19 protein-coding genes are annotated in these 20,253 nt (G+C 56.6%); 14 read left to right on the forward strand and 5 right to left on the reverse strand.

Going from position 1 to position 20,253, the window contains the following annotated elements; all coding sequences use genetic code 11:
- Positions 1-37 precede the first annotated feature (37 nt).
- Entirely contained in the window at positions 38-2,470 is a 2,433-nt protein-coding gene (locus tag ABR39_RS01590) for a bifunctional aspartate kinase/homoserine dehydrogenase II (RefSeq protein WP_047345503.1), read from the reverse strand.
- 2 nt (positions 2,471-2,472) lie between these two features.
- Complete coding sequence (gene metB / locus ABR39_RS01595; protein WP_047345504.1) at positions 2,473-3,633, reverse strand: cystathionine gamma-synthase; 1,161 nt, start codon at positions 3,631-3,633, stop codon at positions 2,473-2,475.
- 276 nt (positions 3,634-3,909) lie between these two features.
- Here metB and metJ point away from each other — a divergent pair, with 276 nt between their 5' ends.
- Positions 3,910-4,227: a met regulon transcriptional regulator MetJ gene (gene metJ / locus ABR39_RS01600; protein WP_006179183.1), complete on the forward strand. Its 318-nt coding sequence runs from the start codon at positions 3,910-3,912 to the stop codon at positions 4,225-4,227.
- Positions 4,228-4,275: 48 nt separating this feature from the next.
- Here the strand turns inward: metJ and rpmE are convergent, their stop codons facing one another.
- Positions 4,276-4,488 carry a 50S ribosomal protein L31 gene (gene rpmE / locus ABR39_RS01605; RefSeq protein ID WP_003862040.1) on the reverse strand — a complete coding sequence of 71 codons (213 nt, stop codon included), beginning with the start codon at positions 4,486-4,488 and terminating at the stop codon, positions 4,276-4,278.
- 200 nt (positions 4,489-4,688) lie between these two features.
- Between rpmE and priA the strand changes: the two genes are divergently transcribed.
- From priA to rraA, 7 genes are all read left to right on the forward strand, one after another.
- Positions 4,689-6,884, forward strand: a complete 2,196-nt coding sequence (gene priA / locus ABR39_RS01610; protein ID WP_047345505.1) for a primosomal protein N' — start codon at positions 4,689-4,691, stop codon at positions 6,882-6,884.
- A gap of 119 nt (positions 6,885-7,003) precedes the next feature.
- Positions 7,004-8,029, forward strand: a complete 1,026-nt coding sequence (cytR, locus tag ABR39_RS01615; protein WP_047345506.1) for a DNA-binding transcriptional regulator CytR — start codon at positions 7,004-7,006, stop codon at positions 8,027-8,029.
- A 93-nt stretch (positions 8,030-8,122) separates the two neighbouring features.
- Positions 8,123-9,127: a cell division protein FtsN gene (gene ftsN / locus ABR39_RS01620; protein ID WP_047345507.1), complete on the forward strand. Its 1,005-nt coding sequence runs from the start codon at positions 8,123-8,125 to the stop codon at positions 9,125-9,127.
- A gap of 94 nt (positions 9,128-9,221) precedes the next feature.
- Positions 9,222-9,752: an ATP-dependent protease subunit HslV gene (hslV, locus tag ABR39_RS01625; protein ID WP_008501802.1), complete on the forward strand. Its 531-nt coding sequence runs from the start codon at positions 9,222-9,224 to the stop codon at positions 9,750-9,752.
- Between the two features lie 9 nt (positions 9,753-9,761).
- On the forward strand, positions 9,762-11,096 hold the full coding sequence (gene hslU / locus ABR39_RS01630) for an HslU--HslV peptidase ATPase subunit (protein ID WP_023309685.1): 1,335 nt from the start codon (positions 9,762-9,764) through the stop codon (positions 11,094-11,096).
- Positions 11,097-11,164: 68 nt separating this feature from the next.
- On the forward strand, positions 11,165-12,085 hold the full coding sequence (gene menA / locus ABR39_RS01635) for a 1,4-dihydroxy-2-naphthoate polyprenyltransferase (RefSeq protein WP_047345508.1): 921 nt from the start codon (positions 11,165-11,167) through the stop codon (positions 12,083-12,085).
- A gap of 92 nt (positions 12,086-12,177) precedes the next feature.
- On the forward strand, positions 12,178-12,663 hold the full coding sequence (gene rraA, locus ABR39_RS01640; RefSeq protein ID WP_025758826.1) for a ribonuclease E activity regulator RraA: 486 nt from the start codon (positions 12,178-12,180) through the stop codon (positions 12,661-12,663).
- A gap of 582 nt (positions 12,664-13,245) precedes the next feature.
- On the opposite strand, the gene zapB is transcribed toward rraA, so the two are convergent.
- Positions 13,246-13,485 (reverse strand): septal ring assembly protein ZapB, encoded by a 240-nt coding sequence (gene zapB, locus ABR39_RS01645; protein ID WP_010436935.1) that lies wholly within the window; start codon positions 13,483-13,485, stop codon positions 13,246-13,248.
- Positions 13,486-13,884: 399 nt separating this feature from the next.
- Here zapB and ABR39_RS01650 point away from each other — a divergent pair, with 399 nt between their 5' ends.
- The 4 genes from ABR39_RS01650 (at position 13,885) to fpr (ending at position 18,237) form a co-directional block, all read left to right on the forward strand.
- Positions 13,885-14,730, forward strand: a complete 846-nt coding sequence (locus tag ABR39_RS01650) for an MIP/aquaporin family protein (RefSeq protein WP_010436934.1) — start codon at positions 13,885-13,887, stop codon at positions 14,728-14,730.
- 21 nt (positions 14,731-14,751) lie between these two features.
- Complete coding sequence (glpK, locus tag ABR39_RS01655; protein ID WP_047345509.1) at positions 14,752-16,260, forward strand: glycerol kinase GlpK; 1,509 nt, start codon at positions 14,752-14,754, stop codon at positions 16,258-16,260.
- A 123-nt stretch (positions 16,261-16,383) separates the two neighbouring features.
- A complete protein-coding gene (gene glpX, locus ABR39_RS01660; RefSeq protein ID WP_047345510.1) occupies positions 16,384-17,394 on the forward strand; it encodes a class II fructose-bisphosphatase in 1,011 nt (336 codons plus the stop codon).
- A 96-nt stretch (positions 17,395-17,490) separates the two neighbouring features.
- Complete coding sequence (fpr, locus tag ABR39_RS01665) at positions 17,491-18,237, forward strand: ferredoxin--NADP(+) reductase (protein WP_047345511.1); 747 nt, start codon at positions 17,491-17,493, stop codon at positions 18,235-18,237.
- On the opposite strand, the gene ABR39_RS01670 is transcribed toward fpr, so the two are convergent.
- A complete protein-coding gene (locus tag ABR39_RS01670) occupies positions 18,238-18,657 on the reverse strand; it encodes a DUF805 domain-containing protein (RefSeq protein WP_023293600.1) in 420 nt (139 codons plus the stop codon).
- Positions 18,658-18,769: 112 nt separating this feature from the next.
- Here ABR39_RS01670 and ABR39_RS01675 point away from each other — a divergent pair, with 112 nt between their 5' ends.
- Entirely contained in the window at positions 18,770-19,366 is a 597-nt protein-coding gene (locus tag ABR39_RS01675; protein WP_047345512.1) for a DUF1454 family protein, read from the forward strand.
- A gap of 111 nt (positions 19,367-19,477) precedes the next feature.
- Positions 19,478-20,245: a triose-phosphate isomerase gene (gene tpiA / locus ABR39_RS01680; RefSeq protein ID WP_003862019.1), complete on the forward strand. Its 768-nt coding sequence runs from the start codon at positions 19,478-19,480 to the stop codon at positions 20,243-20,245.
- Positions 20,246-20,253 lie beyond the last annotated feature (8 nt).

Below are 20,253 nucleotides of genomic sequence, written 5' to 3' on the forward strand. Positions count from 1 at the left end.
CCTAACCCTCTCCCACAGGGAGAGGGAAATACAGAGGTTACAGTAGCTTAGCCAGACGGTTGATGTCGGACTGGATCGCCCCAGCGGTGACGTCGCGCCCCGCGCCAGGACCACGGATCACCAGCGGGTTATCGCGGTACCAGCGGCTTTCGATGGCGAAGACGTTATCGCACGGCAGCAGCGCCGCCAGCGGATGTTCAGGACGCACCGCCTCGACACCGACTCGCGCTTTTCCGTTCGCCTCGAAACGCGCCACGTAGCGCAGTACCAGCCCCATTTCATTCGCCGCTTCCAGACGCTGCACCATCTGCTCGTTAAGCTCTTCACCATTTTCAAAGAAATGGTCCACAGAGCCCTCTTCACAGCCGGCAGGGACCAGGGATTCGACGCGGACGGCATCCGGTTCGATGTCATAACCGGCTTCACGCGCCAGGATCACCAGCTTACGCATGACGTCTTTACCTGAGAGGTCAACGCGCGGATCGGGTTCCGTTAAGCCCTGCTGCCATGCCTGATCCACCAGGTCAGTAAACGGTACGGTGCCGTCAAACTGCAGGAACAGCCAGGAGAGCGTGCCGGAGAAAATACCGCTCAGCGCCAGAATGCTGTCGCCGCTCTCAATGAGGTCGCGCACCGTATGGTTCACCGGCAGGCCCGCGCCAACGGTAGCGTTGTACAGCCAGTGGCGCCCTGTTTTTTCAAACGCGTCGTGGATCTGACGGTATTTATCGGTGCTGCTGGCGCCCGCCAGCTTATTGGCGCTGATGACGTGGAAACCGTGGCTCGCGAAATCCAGATACTGATCCGCAAGCTGTTCGCTGGCGGTGACGTCCAGCACCACCAGATCGTCATACGGGTGCGCGCGCATCCACAGGAACAGCGACTCTTCATCCTGCTCAACGGCTTCATCATTGAAGAAGGCAAGCGCGCGGCTGGCGTCCAGCCCTTCGTAGTTCAACAGGCTGCGGCGGCTGTCCACGACGCCCGCGAGAATGAATTCAAATCCGGTACGCGCCGAGAGCGTGACCTGTTCGCGGGCAAACAGCTCCAGCCAGCGGGAACCGATATTGCCTTTACCAAACAGCACCAGTCCGATGCGTTTTTCCGCGCGGAACAGAGAGGTATGCAGACCCTGAATCAGGCTCTCGGTTGGCCCTTTGCGCAGGACGGCGACCAGGCTGATGCCCTCTTCCGACTGCCAGGTAAACTCCACCGGCTGGCCCTTCAGCTGCTGCCAGAAGCGGTGGCAGTGCAGCGGGTTACGGGTGACGCCCGCGCCCACCATCGCCACCAGCGCCAGCCCCTGACGCAGGCGAAGCTCGCCCGGCAGGCCCGCTTCATCCAGGATTTTCAGCGCGCTGTCCGCCACTTCAGCGGTATAGCAGAACTGCAGCAGCTGGCGATCGTTATGCACGCCAACGGCCAGCGGACGCACCTGGGCACGCTTTAATACCAGGTCGATGTCTTTATGCGCCAGTTTGAAGTCCTGACCCGCAGGGACCTGGAACTCAATCAGGCAGATGTCGTCGTGGCTGGTGACAATACGCGCCCCGGTACCGGACGCCAGCACGCGCTCAATGCGCGTGGAGCCTTGATCCGGGGTATAGCTACAGCGCAGCTGCAGGTCGATATCGCTACCGGAAACCGGCTGCAGCGTGCGCGCGTGCAGCACCGGTGCGGCCAGACGCGCCAGCTCGCTGGCTTCATCCAGGCGCAGCAGCGGCAGCAGGCAGGCATCCTTCACTTTACGCGGGTCCGCGCTGTAAACACCGGCCACGTCGCTCCAGATGGTGACGCGGGACACGCCCGCCAGGGCACCAATTTGCGTTGCCGAGTAGTCGGAGCCGTTACGACCCAGCAGCACGGTTTCACCCGCGTTGCTGCGGCTGATAAAGCCGGTCACCACAATGCGTTTGCCCGGGTGCTGCACCAGCAGCTGTTGCAGCAGTGGGTAGGACAAGCCTTCATCCACCTGCGGCTGCGCGGCGCGTTCAGCGCGCAGGAAATCGCGCGCGTCGAGCCAGGCTGCGTCGACACCCAGGTGTTGCAGAACAGCGGCCATCAGGCGCGCGGACCACACTTCACCGTGGCCCACCACTTCGGCATACACCGCATCGGTAATTCCGCTGTCCAGCAGAGCCGCCAGACGCTCAAGGTCATGGGTAAAGGCGCTGATCAGCCCGTCCGCCACGTCCGCAGGCAGCAGGCCGGCAATCAGCTCGCTCTGATAACGACGTAAGGACTGTTGCACCTGATGCGCAGAAAGGCGATCGGTCTGGCTCAGTTTCAGCCAGCTAATCAACTGGTTGGTGGTGCTGCCTGCCGCAGAGACAACCATCATGTCCCCCGGCTGCGAATACTCGGTCATGATCCCTGCGACGCGCAGGTAACATTTCACATCGGCAAGACTACTACCACCAAACTTGTGCAGCTGACGACCCTTCGCCCCTGCCTGCGCTATCACACTCATGATTACCCCTTGGCTGCGACCCGGAAGCCATTTTCCAGATCGGCAATTAAATCTTCAGAATCTTCAATACCGGTTGAGATTCGCAGCAGCGTCTCAGAAATACCGGCGGCGGCACGTGCTTCGGGTGCCATACCTGCGTGCGTCATGGTCGCGGCGTGGGAGATCAAGCTTTCAACCCCACCTAAGGATTCCGCCAGCGTAAACAATGACAGCCCGCTCAGGAAGCGACGCAGCGTTTGCTCGTCACCGTCCAGTTCAAAACTTAACATCGCGCCAAATCCCTTCTGCTGGCGCGCGGCAATTTCGTGCCCCTGATTTTCAGGCAGCGACGGGTGATAGAGCTTCTTCACCAGCGGCTGCTTTTTCAGGAAATCGACAATCGCCTGGGCATTGCGCTGCGCCACGTCCATGCGCGGCGACAGCGTGCGAATGCCTCGTAACAGCAGATAGCTGTCGAAGGCCCCGGCGGTGACGCCAATGTTATTCGCCCACCATGCCAGTTCGGTGACAACTTCAGGATCTTTGGCAATCACCACGCCCGCGACCACGTCAGAATGGCCGTTCAGATATTTTGTGCATGAATGCAATACCAGATCGGCACCCAGTGCGAGTGGGTTCTGAAGGGCCGGACTGAGGAACGTATTATCCACTACACTTATCGCTCCCGCATCCCTTGCGAGCTGACAAATTTTCGCAATATCGACAACGCGCAACAATGGATTGCTTGGACTTTCCACCAGCACCAGCTTCGGCTTCTCTGCCAGCGCCTGTTTCAGCGCCTGTTCGTCGTTTTGATCGACAAACAGCACGCGATAGCAACCGCGTTTCGCCAGGCTGTCAAACAGACGGTAGCTGCCGCCGTAGCAATCGTGCGGTGCAACCAGCAGGTCACCCGGCTTCAGGAACACCGTAGTCACCAGGTGAATGGCGGACATTCCCGTATTGGTTAATACTGCACCTGCGCCACCTTCCAGCTCCGCCAGCGCGCGCTGGGTCACGTCACGCGTAGGGTTGCCACGACGCGAGTAATCATGCGCGCGGGGTTCATTAAATCCGGTGAAATTATAGGTACTGGAAAGATGAATCGGCGGGACAACGCAGCCGTACTGCTCGTCATCATTTAATCCGCTACGCACTGCAATAGTGGCCTGTTTACGCGTCATGGTGAGGGCTTCCTGGCGAATGAGGTGAAAAGTCAGGCACCAGAGTAAACATTGAAAGTATGGACGTCAATACATCTGGACATCTAAACTTCTTTGCGTATAGATTGAGCAATGCGCAAATAGCCGTTAAAATTATATGCTTTAGTGCACGCTGCAGCGGCAATATCCGTGCCACGGTATCGTCTCTACGGTAAACTAGGCAAGATTGCGGTTCAAAACGGGTGGTTACAGGTTTTGCACCTTTAGATAAATGACTGAGAGGATTAAAGGTATCTCATGGCTGAATGGAGCGGCGAATATATCAGCCCATACGCTGAGCACGGTAAGAAGAGTGAGCAAGTAAAGAAAATTACGGTTTCCATTCCTCTGAAGGTGTTGAAGATCCTCACCGATGAACGTACGCGTCGTCAGGTGAACAACCTGCGCCACGCAACCAACAGCGAACTGCTGTGCGAAGCGTTTCTGCATGCGTTTACCGGTCAACCGTTGCCAAACGATGACGATCTGCGCAAAGAGCGTAGTGACGAAATCCCGGAAGAGGCGAAGGTGATCATGCGTGAACTGGGTATTGACCCGGATACGTGGGAATACTGATAAGCGGATACAAAAAAGGCACCTTGCGGTGCCTTTTTTTCGGGAAACTTATTTAGCGCCCGGGATGCTGAAACGCTTGTTGAAGCGGTCAACACGGCCACCGGTTGCAACATCACGCTGCTTACCAGTGTAGAACGGGTGGCATTTGCCGCACACGTCCAGGTTCAGATCGTGACCCACGGTAGAGCGGATCTGGATAGAGTTACCGCAAGAACAGTTTGCAGTAATCATTTCGTATTTCGGGTGAATATCTTTTTTCATGGGAGAACCTCAGTTAAGGCCGCGTCGCTCTTCCAGCCCTAACGCCAGACACCACGCGATGTTGATTGTAAGTTCTTTGGCGTAAAGTACACCAAAGGCGGCGAATCATACAGAATTTGACCAACGTATGCAAACTGATCCGCACGCCGCTTTCACTAATGTGTATACTAACGCGCCACTTTTCAAGTCAGGAAGATTCGATGCCCGTCGCTCACGTTGCCCTGCCCGTTCCGCTTCCCCGCACCTTTGACTATCTGCTGCCCGACAGCATGAGCGCCAAAGCGGGCTGTCGCGTGACCGTGCCGTTTGGCAAACAGCAGCGCGTGGGGATTGTTGTCTCCGTCAGCGATAAGAGCGAACTGCCGCTTAACGAACTGAAGTCGGTCGTTGAGGTGCTGGACAGCGAGCCGGTTTACTCCACCAGCACCTGGCGACTGCTGCTGTGGGCGGCGGATTATTATCATCACCCGATTGGCGACGTCCTGTTCCACGCCCTGCCGATCATGCTGCGCCAGGGCAAGAGCGCCAGCCATGCGCCGATGTGGTACTGGTTTGCTACCGAGCAGGGTCAGGCGGTCGACATCAACAGCCTGAAGCGCTCGCAGAAACAGCAGCAGGCGCTGGCGGCGCTGCGTCAGGGGAAAATCTGGCGCCATCAGGTTGATGAGCTCGAGGTCAGCGAAACGGCGCTCCAGGCCTTAAGAAAGAAAGGGCTAAGCGAACTGGCAAGCGAAGCACCTGCCCTTTACGACTGGCGGGAGAGTTTCTCCGTTTCAGGGGATCGCCTGCGTCTGAATACCGAGCAGGCCACCGCCGTCGGCGCGATTCATAGCGCCTCCGATCATTTCTCTGCCTGGCTGCTGGCGGGGGTCACCGGTTCCGGCAAGACCGAAGTCTACCTGAGCGTGCTGGAAAACGTGCTCGCACAGGGCAAACAGGCGCTGGTAATGGTGCCGGAAATTGGCCTGACGCCGCAAACCATCGCCCGCTTTCGCGAACGCTTTAATGCGCCCGTTGAGGTGCTGCACTCCGGCCTGAACGACAGCGAACGTCTCAGCGCCTGGCTGAAAGCGAAGAACGGCGAAGCGGCGATTGTGATCGGCACCCGCTCGTCGCTGTTTACGCCGTTTAAAAATCTTGGGGTTATCGTGATCGACGAAGAGCACGACAGCTCCTATAAACAGCAGGAAGGCTGGCGCTATCACGCCCGCGATCTGGCTGTTTATCGCGCCCACAGCGAGCAAATTCCTATTATTCTCGGCTCTGCCACGCCAGCGCTCGAAACGCTGCACAACGTGCGCCAGCGTAAATACCATATGCTGCGCCTGACGCGTCGGGCGGGGAATGCCCGTCCGGCCATTCAGCACGTGCTGGATCTGAAAGGTCAGCAGGTTCAGGCGGGGTTAGCGCCCGCGCTTATTACCCGCATGCGCCAGCATTTGCAGGCGGGGAACCAGGTCATCCTGTTCCTTAACCGCCGCGGATTTGCGCCCGCCCTGCTGTGCCACGACTGCGGCTGGATTGCCGAGTGCCCGCGCTGCGACCATTACTACACCTTCCACCAGGCCCAGCGTCATCTGCGCTGCCACCACTGCGACAGCCAGCGCCCGGTGCCGCGCCAGTGTCCGTCGTGTGGCTCAACGCATATCGTGCCGGTCGGTCTGGGAACGGAGCAGCTGGAACAGGCCCTTGCGCCCTTCTTCCCGGACGTGCCCCTGTCCCGAATCGACCGGGACACCACCAGCCGCAAAGGGGCGCTGGAACAACAGCTGGCGGAAGTGCATCGCGGCGGGTCGCGTATTTTGATTGGCACTCAGATGCTGGCCAAAGGACACCACTTCCCGGACGTGACGCTGGTCGCCCTGCTGGACGTGGATGGCGCGCTGTTCTCTGCGGATTTTCGCTCAGCCGAACGCTTCGCCCAGCTTTATACCCAGGTGGCGGGGCGTGCGGGACGCGCCGGCAAACAGGGCGAAGTGGTGCTGCAAACGCACCACCCGGAACACCCCCTGCTGCAAACCCTGCTGCATAAAGGCTATGACGCCTTTGCCGAGCAGGCGCTGGCCGAACGCCAGACCATGCAGCTTCCCCCCTGGACCAGCCACGTTATCATCCGCGCGGAAGATCATAACAACCAGCAGGCGCCGCTTTTCCTGCAGCAGCTGAGAAATCTCCTGCAGGCCAGCCCGCTGGTGGATAACCAGCTGTGGATTTTGGGCCCGGTGCCGGCGCTGGCACCAAAACGCGGCGGGCGCTTTCGCTGGCAAATTTTGCTCCAGCACCCCTCGCGGGTTCGTCTTCAGCACATCGTCAGCGGCGCGCTCGTACTGATTAACACCCTGCCCGAAGCGCGAAAAGTGAAGTGGGTGCTGGACGTCGATCCCATCGAAGGTTGAAGACGGATCGAAAAATTTAACGCTCCTCACACTTTTTATGAAAATTCTGTAACCGATTCCATTAACTATCTGTAAAAATGGTGATGGCAGAAGTTCGGTGTTCAGGCGAGGAGAAGACGTTGAAGTCCAGGAAAGAGGTTGCCACAGCGACCATGAAAGACGTTGCCGAGAAAGCACAAGTCTCAACGGCAACCGTGTCCCGCGCATTAATGAACCCGGACAAAGTCTCCCAGGCGACCCGTAACAAGGTTGAGCAGGCAGCGCTGGAAGTGGGTTACTTCCCGCAGGCGATGGGGCGTAACGTGAAGCGCAATGAATCGCGCACTATCCTGGTGATTGTGCCGGACATCTGCGATCCCTTCTTCAGCGAGATTATCCGCGGTATTGAAGTGACGGCCGCAGAGCAAGGCTATCTGGTGCTGATTGGCGATTGTGCCCATCAGAACCAGCAGGAAAAAACCTTTATCGACCTCATTATCACCAAGCAGATTGACGGCATGCTGCTGCTTGGCTCGCGCCTGCCGTTTGATGCCAGCATTGAAGAGCAGCGCAATCTACCGCCTATGGTAATGGCCAACGAGTTCGCGCCAGAGCTGGAACTGCCGACCGTCCATATTGATAACCTCACCGCCGCGTTCAACGCTGTAAACTATCTCCAGGAGCTGGGGCACAAGCGTATAGGCTGCATTGCCGGGCCGGAAGAGATGCCGCTGTGTCACTACCGCCTGCAGGGATACGTTCAGGCGCTGCGCCGTACCGGCGCTACCGTCGATCCGCACTACATTGCGCGCGGAGACTTTACTTTCGCAGCCGGTGGACAGGCGCTGGAAAAGCTTCTGGACCTACCTGAACCGCCAACCGCCGTATTTTGTCACAGCGACGTGATGGCGCTGGGCGCATTATCGTATGCCAAACGCCGCGGCCTGCGGATCCCGAAAGATTTATCGATCATCGGATTCGATAATATTTCGCTTTCAGAATTTTGCGATCCGCCGCTCTCAACGGTCTCTCAGCCGCGCTATCAAATCGGTCGTGAAGCGATGCTGCTTTTGCTGGATCAGCTTCACGGTCAAACAGTTAGCAGCGGTTCGCGGTTGCTGGACTGCGAACTGATTGTCCGCGGCTCTACCCAGGCATTGACTTAAAGTAAACGTCTTTAGGACACCCTTATCTGGTCAAAGCCCCGCCGCTTAAGTAACATGGCGGACTGACGAACGAATAAATACAGCGAAACGATAGTGGCACAACGAGATTATGTACGTCGCGGCCAGCCGGCACCTTCGCGACGCAAAAAGAGTAGCTCAAGGAAAAAGCAACGTAACCTGCCTGCTGTCTCGCCAGCAATGGTCGCTATTGCTGCGGCTGTAGTCGTCGCCTTTATTGGTGGCCTGTACTTTATCACGCACCATAAAAAAGAAGAGTCTGAGGCGCTTCAGGCCAGCAAAGTGGCCGGAAATGGCCTACCTCCGAAGCCTGAAGAGCGCTGGCGCTATATCAAAGAGCTGGAAAGCCGTCAGCCTGGTGTACGTGCGCCAACCGAACCTTCTGCGGGTGGTGAAGTGCAGAATGCAAATCAGCTGACGGATGAACAGCGTCAGCTGCTGGCACAAATGCAGGCCGATATGCGCCAGCAGCCTACGCAGCTGAACGAAGTGCCGTGGAATGAGCAGACGCCTGAACAGCGCCAGCAAACGCTGCAGCGACGTCAGGCGCAACAGCAAATTCAGCAGCAACAGAAGCAACAGCAACAACAGTGGGCGCAAACCCAGCCGGTGCAGCAGCCAAAAGCACAGCCGCGGGTAACGGAACAGCCATACCAGCAGCAGACGCGAACGGCGCAGTCCCAGCCTGTTCAGCAGCAGCCAAAAGCGCAGCCGCAAAAACAAGCGGCTCAGCCGTATCAGGATCTGCTGCAGACGCCAGCGCATACCGCCGCGCAACAGCCGAAAACACAGCAGGCCGCGCCGGTCACTAAAGAGACCGAGGCGCCGAAGCAGACGGCAGAGAAAAAAGACGAACGCCGCTGGATGGTGCAGTGCGGTTCGTTCAAAGGCGCCGAGCAGGCGGAAACGGTGCGTGCACAGCTGGCCTTTGAAGGGTTTGATTCGCGTATTACCACCAATAACGGCTGGAATCGCGTGGTGATTGGTCCTGTCAAAGGCAAAGAAAATGCCGATGGCACCATTTCTCGTTTGAAAATTGCCGGTCACACAAACTGTATTCGACTCGCCTCCGGGGGTTGAAACCCCCAAATTCCCCCCCATCTATCATTTAATTCAGCCCTGAGCACAGGCTCAGGGCTTCTGTTTCCCGATTCTGTAACCAGGGGGTCTGCTCGTGACAACAATAGTAAGTGTACGCCGTAACGGCCATGTGGTAATCGCCGGTGATGGCCAGGCCACGCTGGGTAATACCGTCATGAAAGGCAACGTGAAGAAAGTGCGTCGTCTCTACAACGACAAAGTGATCGCCGGTTTTGCAGGCGGCACGGCTGATGCCTTCACGCTGTTTGAACTGTTTGAACGCAAACTGGAAATGCACCAGGGTCATCTGGTGAAAGCCGCCGTTGAGCTGGCAAAAGACTGGCGTACCGACCGCATGCTGCGCAAGCTCGAAGCGCTGCTGGCGGTAGCCGATGAAACAGCATCGCTGATCATCACCGGCAACGGTGACGTGATTCAGCCGGAAAATGACCTGATTGCCATCGGCTCTGGCGGCCCTTATGCCCAGGCTGCAGCCCGCGCGCTGTTGGAAAACACCGACATGAACGCGCGTGATATCGCGGTGAAGGCGTTGGATATTGCAGGTGATATCTGCATCTATACCAACCACAACCACACCATCGAAGAATTGACCTCCAAAGCGTAAGGATCTCCCATGTCTGAAATGACCCCACGCGAAATTGTCAGCGAACTGAACAAACACATTATCGGCCAGGATAACGCGAAGCGTTCCGTGGCTATCGCTCTGCGTAACCGCTGGCGCCGTATGCAGCTTGACGAAGAGCTGCGCCACGAAGTCACGCCGAAAAACATTCTGATGATCGGCCCGACCGGCGTCGGTAAAACCGAAATTGCCCGTCGTCTGGCCAAGCTGGCTAACGCACCGTTCATCAAAGTTGAAGCCACCAAGTTCACCGAAGTGGGCTATGTGGGTAAAGAAGTGGACTCCATCATCCGCGATCTGACCGACTCGGCGATCAAAATGGTGCGCGTCCAGGCGATTGAGAAAAACCGCTATCGCGCGGAAGAGATGGCCGAAGAGCGCATTCTCGACGTGCTGATCCCACCGGCAAAAAACAACTGGGGCCAGGCTGAGCAGCAGGCGGAACCGTCTGCTGCACGTCAGGCGTTCCGCAAAAAGCTGCGTGAAGGCCAGCTGGATGATAAAGAGATTGAGATCGATCTCGCTGCCGCGCCAATGGGTGTGGAAATCATGGCGCCTCCGGGAATGGAAGAGATGACCAGCCAGCTGCAGTCCATGTTCCAGAACCTGGGCGGCCAGAAGCAGAAAGCGCGTAAGCTGAAAATCAAAGACGCGATGAAGCTGCTGATTGAAGAAGAAGCGGCGAAGCTGGTGAACCCGGAAGAGCTGAAGCAGGACGCTATCGACGCGGTTGAGCAGCACGGTATCGTGTTTATCGACGAAATCGACAAAATTTGTAAGCGCGGCGGCAACAGCTCCGGCCCGGATGTTTCCCGTGAAGGCGTTCAGCGCGACCTGCTGCCGCTGGTCGAAGGCTGCACCGTCTCCACCAAGCACGGCATGGTGAAAACGGACCACATCCTGTTTATTGCTTCAGGCGCGTTCCAGGTTGCCAGCCCGTCGGATCTGATCCCTGAGCTGCAGGGGCGTCTGCCAATCCGCGTGGAGCTGCAGGCGCTGACCACCGAAGATTTCGAACGTATCCTGACCGAGCCTAACGCCTCTGCTACCGTTCAGTACAAAGCGCTGATGGCGACCGAAGGCGTGAACCTTGAGTTCACCGAAGACGGCATCAAGCGTATCGCCCAGGCCGCATGGCAGGTGAACGAAACCACCGAGAACATCGGTGCGCGTCGTCTGCACACCGTGCTGGAACGCCTGGTGGAAGATATCTCTTATGATGCGAGCGACCTGAACGGTCAAACCGTTACCATTGACGCAGAATATGTGAGTAAACATCTGGATGCGTTAGTGGCAGATGAAGATCTGAGCCGTTTTATCCTATAATCGCGGTTACTGGATTCTCATCACGTTTAATGGGGGCTAATGCCCCCATTTTTATTGGCTAAATACTTATGACTGACATCAGCCGTACTCAGGCGTGGCTCGAAAGTCTGCGCCCTAAAACCCTTCCTCTGGCCTTTGCCGCGATTATCGTCGGTACGGCGCTTGCCTGGTGGCAGGGTTATTTCGATCCGCTGGTTGCCGCGCTGGCATTAATTACCGCAGGTCTGCTGCAAATCCTCTCCAATCTCGCCAACGACTACGGCGACGCGGTGAAAGGCAGCGACAAGCCCGATCGCATAGGGCCTCTGCGCGGGATGCAGAAAGGCGTAATTACCCAGGCGCAGATGAAACGCGCGCTGATTATCACCGTGGTGCTGATCTGCGTGTCCGGCCTGGCGCTGGTGACGGTTGCGTCTAAGACCACCAGCGATTTTATTGGCTTCCTGGTGTTGGGTTTATTGGCCATTATCGCGGCCATCACTTACACCGTCGGTACGCGCCCCTACGGTTATATTGGACTCGGGGATATTTCCGTACTGGTGTTCTTCGGCTGGCTGAGCGTGATGGGCAGCTGGTACTTACAGGCGCATACAGTGATCCCTGCCCTGTTCCTGCCCGCAACCGCCTGCGGTCTGCTGGCGACAGCGGTGCTCAACATCAACAACCTGCGCGACATAGACAGCGATCGTGAGAACGGCAAAAACACCCTGGCGGTTCGTCTGGGTCCGGTGAATGCGCGTCGCTACCATGCCTGCCTGCTCATTGGCGCGCTGGTTTGCCTGGCGCTGTTTAACCTGATTTCCCTGCAGAGTTTGTGGGGGTGGCTGTTTGTGCTTGCCGCACCGCTGCTGGTGAAACAGGCCCGCTTTGTGATGCGTGAACTCAGCCCGACAGCCATGCCGCCGATGCTGGAGCGAACGGTAAAAGGCGCCCTGCTGACTAACCTATTGTTCGTCATCGGGATTGTTTTAAGCCAGACGCTCAGTTAGCTGACAAATATCAATTAACAATTGATGATTTTGCCAACAACGCATTTCGCACGATATACTGAACACATTCGCAGCAACCGAGCGTTAAACCTATGAAATACGATACCTCCGAGCTCTGTGACATCTACCAGGAAGATGTCAACGTCGTTGAACCGCTGTTCTCCAACTTTGGTGGACGGTCGTCGTTTGGCGGTCAAATCGTCACGGTGAAATGTTTCGAGGACAACGGGTTGCTGTACGATCTGCTCGAACAGAACGGCCGCGGCCGCGTTCTGGTGGTCGACGGCGGCGGTTCCGTGCGCCGTGCATTAATTGATGCAGAACTGGCCGGCATTGCCGTTCAGAATGAGTGGGAAGGCCTTGTGGTATACGGTTCCGTGCGCCAGGTGGACGATCTGGAGGAACTGGATATCGGGATTCAGGCCATCGCGGCCATACCGGTAGGGGCGGCGGGTGACGGCATCGGCGAAAGCGACGTGCGCGTTAACTTCGGCGGCGTGACCTTCTTCTCCGGCGACCATCTTTATGCTGATAACACCGGGATTATTCTTTCCGAAGATCCGCTGGATATCGAGTAGTAGAACAGTCAGCGTGAACCATAAAAAAACCGCCAACAGCAATGTGGCGGTTTTTTTGTCCCTCGGGATTCGCGGTCCGTTGGGTTATCTTGCAACCTTTAACCAGGATTTTTATCTTACCCTGGTTCATCCCTCTGGTAACCCCCGTCGACCCTTTATAAATTCCTAATTTCCTCTGAAGGCCTTAACTACGCTACTGTTGCTCATTATGATGCATCGTCCCTTTCCGCCATCTCGCACATGGGCATCGGTCCAGGGAAAGGTGTATTCACAACCGTAAAGCAACCTTTAACCGGGCTTGTGTCCACCGACTTATCACCGGTGGTGAACGGTGGAGCGGTTAGCTGCAGGGACCGCATAATGAAACGCTATTTATGTATCGCGTTCATTGTCGCCAGCGTACTCGTGGTAAAGAGTGATGAACCGAGTGGGTTTGTTGCTTATGCTATGACAGCGCAGGACAAGTAGCGTTAAGGCCGCCTTGGGCGGCCTTTTTTATGATTGAAATCCGTGAGTAATAACCATAAAAAAGCCGGGTGACGGCTTCGCCTTACCCGGCCTGGTCAGTAATCCCTGAGGGAATCAGACCTCTTCCATACGTCCCAGCAGCGCCTGCAGGCGATCCTGCCAGCCGTTCTGCTGTTCGCGCAGCTGGTTGTTTTCGCGCTCCAGTTCTTCGCGGCCGTGCTGAGCGTTCTGAACTTCCTGCGCCAGGCTGTTGTTCTTCTCTTTCAGCTCTTCAATTTCCATCTGCAGCAGGGTGATGGTGTCAATCGCCTGCTGTACTTTCGATTCCAGTTTCTCAAACACTTCTAAAGACATGATGCTACCTCTCCTGAATTGCAAGGCGACGCTTTAACATAAACGCGCACGACATATACCGTCGATTGTATGGAGCGCGGCGCTCTGTGTCCAGCGACACACCGCGCAGATCGCGGTTTGCAACACTTTTAGGTCTGGTCCTGGTGCGTTCGCGTCATATACCCCTAAATTGTTAACTCATTCGTTAATGAAATGATTCAGCTCACATTCCGGCGCTGATGCAAAAATGCGCTTTATGGCGCGAAAACGCTCATTTTATTGACGCAGACCACACATTTTGATTTCGATATTTCTCGTTTTTGCTCGTTAACGATAAATTAACACTATGTCTACAGGACATCGTGGCTGTCACGGGCGGCCATGCTAACAATAAACATCAATCTCTTCAGGATTCCGATTATGAGTCAGACATCAACCTTAAAAGGCCAGTGCATTGCCGAGTTCCTTGGTACCGGGTTGCTGATATTCTTCGGAGTGGGCTGTGTCGCTGCACTGAAAGTGGCGGGTGCCAGTTTTGGTCAGTGGGAAATCAGTATCATCTGGGGTCTGGGCGTGGCGATGGCCATCTACCTGACTGCAGGGGTTTCCGGTGCACATCTTAACCCGGCGGTAACTATCGCACTTTGGCTGTTCGCGTGCTTCGACGGACGCAAAGTTGTTCCTTTCATTATTTCTCAGTTTGCCGGCGCGTTTTGCGCAGCGGCGTTAGTTTACGGGCTTTATTACAATCTTTTCATCGACTTCGAACAGACGCATCATATGGTGCGCGGCAGCGTCGAAAGTCTGGATCTGGCAGGTATCTTCTCAACCTATCCAAACCCGCATATCAATTTTGTGCAGGCGTTCGCAGTTGAAATGGTGATTACCGCTATTCTGATGGGCGTCATTATGGCGCTGGGCGATGATGGCAACGGCATTCCGCGTGGCCCGCTGGCGCCATTGCTGATTGGTCTGCTGATCGCCGTCATTGGTGCGTCCATGGGCCCATTAACCGGGTTTGCGATGAACCCGGCGCGTGACCTGGGTCCAAAAACCTTCGCCTTCTTTGCAGGGTGGGGCGACGTGGCCTTCACCGGTGGCAAAGATATTCCTTACTTCCTGGTACCGCTGTTCGGACCAATCGTAGGGGCGGCACTGGGTGCATTTGGCTATCGCAAATTAATTGGTCGCCACTTACCGTGCGACACCTGTGTGGAAGAGGAGAAGGAAACGACTTCTACCGCACAACAAAAAGCTTCGCTGTAATCTGACTACGGGACACATACCATGACCGAAAAAAAATATATCGTTGCGCTCGACCAGGGCACTACCAGCTCCCGCGCTGTCGTAATGGATCATGACGCGAACATCGTCAGCGTGTCACAGCGCGAATTTGAACAAATTTATCCTCGCCCAGGCTGGGTAGAACACGATCCGATGGAGATCTGGGCCTCACAAAGCTCCACGCTGGTCGAAGTGCTGGCGAAAGCCGATATCAGTTCCGACGAGATTGCCGCCATTGGTATTACCAACCAGCGTGAGACCACCGTCGTCTGGGAGCGCGAAACCGGTAAGCCTATTTACAACGCCATCGTCTGGCAGTGCCGACGTACCTCAGAAATTTGCGAAAAACTGAAGCGCGAGGGCATGGAAGATTACATCCGTAGCGCAACAGGCCTGGTGATTGACCCGTATTTCTCCGGCACCAAAGTGAAGTGGATCCTCGACCACGTGGAAGGTTCACGTGAGCGTGCTAAGCGCGGCGAGCTGCTGTTCGGTACCGTTGACACCTGGCTTATCTGGAAGATGACTCAGGGACGCGTTCACGTCACCGACTACACCAACGCCTCGCGTACCATGCTGTTCAACATCAACACCCTGGAGTGGGATGACAAGATGCTGGACGCGCTGGATATCCCACGCGCGATGCTGCCTGAAGTGCGCAAGTCTTCTGAGGTATACGGCCAGACCAACATTGGGGGTAAAGGCGGTACGCGTATTCCTATCGCCGGTATCGCCGGTGACCAGCAGGCGGCGCTGTTCGGCCAGCTTTGCGTTAAAGAAGGGATGGCTAAGAATACCTATGGCACCGGCTGCTTTATGCTGATGAACACCGGCGAGAAAGCGGTGAAATCAGAAAACGGCCTGCTGACCACCATCGCCTGCGGCCCTCGCGGCGAAGTGAACTATGCCCTGGAAGGTGCGGTGTTCATGGCCGGTGCGTCTATCCAGTGGCTGCGTGATGAGATGAAGCTGATCAGCGATGCATTCGACTCCGAATACTTCGCGACCAAAGTGAAAGACACCAACGGCGTGTACGTGGTGCCTGCGTTCACCGGTCTGGGCGCACCGTACTGGGATCCGTATGCACGCGGCGCAATTTTCGGCCTGACGCGCGGTGTGAACTCAAACCACATTATTCGCGCCACTCTGGAATCTATCGCCTATCAGACGCGCGACGTGCTGGAAGCGATGCAGGCTGACTCTGGCATTCGTCTGCACGCCCTGCGCGTGGACGGCGGTGCGGTCGCGAACAACTTTCTGATGCAGTTCCAGTCCGACATTCTGGGCACCCGCGTTGAGCGCCCGGAAGTGCGTGAAGTGACGGCGCTGGGCGCGGCGTACCTTGCCGGTCTGGCGGTAGGCTTCTGGCAGAACCTGGACGAGCTGCAGGAAAAAGCGGTGATCGAACGCGAATTCCGCCCGGGCATCGAAACCACCGAGCGTAACTTCCGCTACAGCGGCTGGAAGAAGGCGGTGAAACGCGCTCTGGCGTGGGAAGAGCACGACGAGTAATCATATATTCCCTCTCCCCTGGGGAGAGGGTCAGGGTGAGGGGCCCGCACCGCACCGGGCCCCTCGCCCCTCCCCACTCTGTGATAAACTTCGTGCAATTCCTTTTGATTGCACGAGTACCTCATGAAACGTGAACTTGCTATCGAGTTTTCCCGCGTCACCGAAGCAGCTGCCCTTGCAGGGTATAAATGGCTGGGTCGTGGTGACAAAAATACCGCAGACGGCGCCGCCGTCCATGCCATGCGCATTGTGCTTAACCAGGTCAACATCGACGGCACTATCGTGATCGGCGAAGGCGAGATCGACGAAGCACCGATGCTCTATATCGGTGAAAAAGTCGGTACTGGCAACGGCGATGCTGTGGATATTGCCGTCGACCCGATCGAAGGCACCCGAATGACGGCGATGGGTCAGGCCAATGCGTTAGCGGTGCTGGCGGTAGGCGATAAAGGCTGCTTCCTCAACGCGCCGGATATGTATATGGAAAAGCTGATTGTCGGTCCTGGCGCGAAGGGCGCAATCGACCTCAGCCTGCCGCTGGAAGAGAACCTGCGCAATATCGCCAAAGCCCTGGGCAAACCCCTTAGCGAACTTACCGTGACTATTCTGGCCAAACCGCGCCACGACGCCACCATCGCGCAGATGCAAAAGCTCGGCGTGCGGGTGTTTGCCATTCCGGATGGTGACGTTGCCGCCTCCATTTTGACCTGCATGCCTGACAGCGAAGTGGATGTGCTGTACGGCATCGGCGGTGCGCCGGAAGGCGTGGTATCAGCAGCCGTGATCCGCGCGCTGGATGGCGATATGCAGGCGCGTCTGCTGCCCCGCCATGAGGTGAAAGGCGACAGCGAAGAGAACCGCCGCATCGGGGAAAATGAGCTGGCACGCTGCGAAGCGATGGGTATTGAGGCCAATAAAGTTCTCGCGCTGGACGAGATGGCCCGTAGCGATAACGTCGTCTTCTCGGCGACCGGAATCACCAAAGGCGATCTGCTGGACGGCATCAGCCGTAAGGGCAATATGGCCACCACTGAAACGCTGCTGATCCGCGGCAAATCGCGCACTATTCGCCGCATTCAGTCTATCCACTATCTCGACCGTAAAGACCCGGACGTGCAGACGCACATTCTGTAAAACCGTTTGATCGATAGAGCTTTCCGGCCCTGACGGGCTGGAAATTGTCACCACAAGTACGGAAGATAGAACAGAGAAACAGCACAGGAGAAGATCATGGCGGACTGGGTAACAGGTAAAGTCACAAAGATACAGTTCTGGACCGATGCGCTATTTAGTCTCACCGTACATGCTCCCGTCCACCCGTTTAAAGCCGGGCAATTTGCGAAGCTGGGGCTGGACGTCGACGGCGAGCGCGTGCAGCGCGCCTACTCTTACGTTAACGCACCTGATAACCCGGACCTCGAGTTCTATCTGGTCACCGTTCCGGACGGCAAACTCAGCCCGCGCCTTGCCGCGCTTAAGCCCGGCGACGATGTGCAAATAGTTAGTGAAGCGGCAGGCTTCTTTGTGCTCGAAGAGATCCCAGATTGTGACACGCTCTGGATGCTGGCAACCGGTACGGCCATCGGCCCTTATCTCTCTATTTTGCAGTACGGCAAAGACCTGGAGCGCTTTAAAAACATCGTGCTGGTTCACGCTGCGCGCTACGCCGCAGACCTGAGCTACCTGCCGCAGATGCAGGCGCTTGAACAGCAGTACGGCGGAAAGTTAAAGATTCAGACGGTGGTCAGCCGTGAAACCGTAGCAGGAACGCTTACCGGTCGCGTGCCGGCGCTTATTGAGAGCGGTGCTCTGGAAGAGGCTGTTGGATTGCCGTTAAACGCTGAAACCAGCCACGTCATGCTGTGTGGCAACCCGCAGATGGTGCGGGACACGCAGCAGCTTCTGAAGGATACCCGGCAGATGACGAAACATCTTCGCCGCCGGCCGGGCCATATGACCGCCGAACACTACTGGTGATCAGCGGTACTTCACCTCTACGGTATCTTTACCGTATTTGTTTTCGCTCTGGGTGCCGATAAACGCGCCCAGATCGACAATCATCATCACGAAGATGACCGACGGCAGCAGCCTGCCCACGACCCACGGCAGGATGGACGGAAGCATTGCCCAGTTTCCTGCCACCAGCATCCACGCCAGAATAATCAGAAATGCCCACGCGCCGGAACGACCGCGATCGTGCAGACGTTTCACCACGACGGCGGCCGTTGGCCATAGCAGGCAGACCAGCGCGAAGGCCGCCGTTTGCGTGCTCAGCCAGGCATTGTAAGCAACGAAAAACAGAAGCAGCATGGCGACAACCCACGTCACCATCCAGATCCAGAAATCACGGCGTCCAATACGCCCTTTGAATGAAAACAGCCACTGCTGTATGGTCATGTAAGGTTCCTTATTATCGTATAGCGCGCATTTTACCCTGGAGTTGTGACCTTTTGACAAGCCGACCAGATATCGTTTTAATCATGAGCACTTACGGCCAGGGGCAATGTTGATGAAAAGTTCGGCACGTTCTCTTTTCCTGTGTTTAGCGCTGCTTAGCGCGGGTGTTCCCCTGCACGCCGCCGAAACCACTGCCCCGACCACCGCGCCGTATCTGCTGGCGGGCGCGCCGTCGTTCGATCAGTCCATTAGCCAGTTTCGTGAAACCTTCAATCAGGTTAATCCAACGCTGCCGCTGGATGAATTTCGCGCCATTGATGGCTCCCGCGATACCCCTACCCTGACCCGTGCGGCAAGCAAGATTAACGAGAATTTGTATGCCTCCACGGCGCTGGAGCGCGGTACGTTAAAAATCAAAAGCATGCAAATCACCTGGCTGCCGATTCAAGGCCCGGAGCAGAAAGCCGCTAAGGCGAAGGCGATGGAGTACATGAGCGCAGTATTGCAGGCTTTTACCCCTGCGCTGACGAAAAAACAAAGCCAGCAGAAGCTGCAAAAGCTCCTTACCGCCGGTAAAAATAAGCGTTACTACGCCGATACCGAAGGCGCGATCCGCTATGTTGTGGCGGACAACGGCGAAAAAGGACTGACCTTCGCTGTTGAACCGATTAAGCTGGCACTATCTGACACCCTTGGCGGGGCGAATTAATGACAAAAAGCAAAGCCTTTCGAGGGAAAATCTCTATACTGATTCACAGACCATGCTGCCCGTCAGGGTGGCCATATTCCTTAATTCGCTTATTTAGCGTGGAGAATTGAAATGCGACATCCTTTAGTGATGGGTAACTGGAAACTGAACGGCAGCCGCCACATGGTAAACGAACTGGTTGCGAACCTGCGTAAAGAGCTGGCTGGCGTGACCGGCTGCGCGGTTGCTATCGCTCCGCCGGATATGTACCTGGATCTGGCTAAACGCGCCGCTGACGGCAGCCACATCATTCTGGGCGCGCAGAACGTTGACGTTAACCTGTCTGGCGCGTTCACCGGTGAAACCTCCGCTGAAATGCTGAAAGATATCGGCGCGAAATACATCATCATCGGCCACTCCGAGCGTCGCACCTACCACAAAGAATCCGACGAGTTTATCGCGAAGAAATTCGCCGTGCTGAAAGAGCAGGGTCTGATCCCGGTTCTGTGCATCGGTGAAACCGAAGCAGAAAACGAAGCAGGCAAAACCGAAGAAGTGTGCGCACGTCAGATCGACGCAGTGCTGAAAACCCAGGGCGCGGCAGCGTTCGAAGGCGCGGTTATCGCATACGAGCCAGTCTGGGCGATCGGTACCGGCAAATCTGCAACCCCTGCACAGGCGCAGGCGGTTCACAAATTCATCCGCGATCACATTGCTAAAGCAGACGCGAAAGTGGCTGAGCAGGTCATCATCCAGTACGGCGGTTCCGTTAACGCCTCCAACGCTGCTGAGCTGTTCACCCAGCCAGACATCGATGGCGCGCTGGTTGGCGGTGCATCCCTGAAAGCTGACGCTTTCGCGGTGATCGTTAAAGCAGCAGAAGCGGCTAAGCAGGCGTAATGCTGTTG

Source organism: Enterobacter genomosp. O, from assembly GCF_001022965.1.
In the GTDB taxonomy this organism is placed as follows: Bacteria; Pseudomonadota; Gammaproteobacteria; order Enterobacterales; family Enterobacteriaceae; genus Enterobacter; species Enterobacter cloacae_L.

Bases quoted from the DNA above. Each gene is read 5' to 3' on its own strand.
- glpK (WP_047345509.1), top strand. From the start codon at position 14,752: ATGACCGAAAAAAAATATATCGTTGCGCTCGACCAGGGCACTACCAGC.
- priA (WP_047345505.1), top strand. From the start codon at position 4,689: ATGCCCGTCGCTCACGTTGCCCTGCCCGTTCCGCTTCCCCGCACCTTT.
- ABR39_RS01590 (WP_047345503.1), bottom strand. From the start codon at position 2,470: ATGAGTGTGATAGCGCAGGCAGGGGCGAAGGGTCGTCAGCTGCACAAG.
- metJ (WP_006179183.1), top strand. From the start codon at position 3,910: ATGGCTGAATGGAGCGGCGAATATATCAGCCCATACGCTGAGCACGGT.
- hslU (WP_023309685.1), top strand. From the start codon at position 9,762: ATGTCTGAAATGACCCCACGCGAAATTGTCAGCGAACTGAACAAACAC.
- metB (WP_047345504.1), bottom strand. From the start codon at position 3,633: ATGACGCGTAAACAGGCCACTATTGCAGTGCGTAGCGGATTAAATGAT.
- ABR39_RS01675 (WP_047345512.1), top strand. From the start codon at position 18,770: ATGAAAAGTTCGGCACGTTCTCTTTTCCTGTGTTTAGCGCTGCTTAGC.
- ABR39_RS01650 (WP_010436934.1), top strand. From the start codon at position 13,885: ATGAGTCAGACATCAACCTTAAAAGGCCAGTGCATTGCCGAGTTCCTT.
- glpX (WP_047345510.1), top strand. From the start codon at position 16,384: ATGAAACGTGAACTTGCTATCGAGTTTTCCCGCGTCACCGAAGCAGCT.
- tpiA (WP_003862019.1), top strand. From the start codon at position 19,478: ATGCGACATCCTTTAGTGATGGGTAACTGGAAACTGAACGGCAGCCGC.
- menA (WP_047345508.1), top strand. From the start codon at position 11,165: ATGACTGACATCAGCCGTACTCAGGCGTGGCTCGAAAGTCTGCGCCCT.
- rraA (WP_025758826.1), top strand. From the start codon at position 12,178: ATGAAATACGATACCTCCGAGCTCTGTGACATCTACCAGGAAGATGTC.
- zapB (WP_010436935.1), bottom strand. From the start codon at position 13,485: ATGTCTTTAGAAGTGTTTGAGAAACTGGAATCGAAAGTACAGCAGGCG.
- rpmE (WP_003862040.1), bottom strand. From the start codon at position 4,488: ATGAAAAAAGATATTCACCCGAAATACGAAATGATTACTGCAAACTGT.
- ABR39_RS01670 (WP_023293600.1), bottom strand. From the start codon at position 18,657: ATGACCATACAGCAGTGGCTGTTTTCATTCAAAGGGCGTATTGGACGC.
- fpr (WP_047345511.1), top strand. From the start codon at position 17,491: ATGGCGGACTGGGTAACAGGTAAAGTCACAAAGATACAGTTCTGGACC.